Annotated in this window: 1 protein-coding gene; it reads right to left on the minus strand. The window is 42.4% G+C overall.

From position 1 onward, the window contains the following. A partial coding sequence (locus AC6HVZ_RS19550; protein ID WP_497559787.1) for a putative transposase occupies positions 1-1242 on the minus strand: 1242 nt, incomplete at both ends.

Consider the following 1242-nt stretch of genomic DNA (forward strand, 5'->3'; position numbering starts at 1 on the left):
ATTGTGAAGATGATTTTCTTTTCGTTTTGTGTCAAAGCATCTTTGTTATTGAGTTCGTTCACTAATCGCTCAGTTGCTGTTCGATGAGCTTGAATGTGCAGTGGATTTAATTCCACAATAATTTGTTCTTGCTGTTCTTTCACTGTTCCGCCCTGATTGGCAATAGCTCGCAGGACTTTACGGGTGTCCCGTGGATCCGAATAACAACGTTTAAACACATCCAGCAACATTTGCTCTGCATTATGCATCGCAATCCGTAATACATCCAGGAATCGTTTTCCCTCCAACTCCAACTCCAATTCCATTGAAGACGGATCATCCATCGCTTTAGGTACCTTTTCAGATAATGAGGACAATTCTTTCTTCCTTGTTTTGATTTGTTGTTCGATCTCTTCTTTCTGTTCCGTCAACTTTCTCATGCTTTTTTGCTCTAATACATTTCCAAGAGGTTTGTCTTTTTTCTTACGCTTGGTTAATCGCGACGCGATTTTGTCGTTTAGTTTGTCAATATCCTTTAGATGTTTTTTAATCTCCTGTTTCAATTCTTTCATTCGAGGGTTCGCTACTGTAAGTGATTCCGTTCGCTCTTTCGTTCTATATTCCGGATTATAATCCAGATGCTCTTCGTGCTTACTGTAACGGAAATAGTTTTCCTGCCGCCAGCGGCCGCAAAGGGTATCAATGATTTCTCCCGTGGATAAGGGTTCGAAATCAGGATACGCCGATTTCGTAAATTTAGCAGCGTTCGTTACCAGGGTAGAAGGGGATCGTTTTGGATCCTTTATTGCTTTTTCTGTGTCAAGGAAACTAATCGCTTCTACCTCATAGTCTTGAACCACGATGTCCCGTCTCCACGCCTGGTAACGAACGGAATTATCTATTGTACCAGTGGACAAAGGGTTCATGATTTTTTCTGTTAATTGCTCCTCTGCCACTGGTTTGTCCCATTTTCGCCATGTGATGAAAAGCACTCCCATCTCATCAAGCTGGGTAAACAATTCCGTGTCATATAGTTCCCGGTCAAATGCCACGACAAGGGGCGTGCGTATCCCTTGTTCTTTCCATAATGTTTGGGCATCTTCTATCATGGAAAGCACTGTATCCTTAAAGGATAAAGAGGTGTCATGAACTCGCAGGAAGATCGGACGCCCACTTCGGTCATTGGCAAATACTTGTTCAATAAGTTTGGCTGGGAACCGTTTGGAGTGAATATAACCCTTTGGTAAATCCACATGCCCATAA

The sequence above is a fragment of the Oceanobacillus sp. NCCP-135 genome (genome assembly GCF_059698015.1).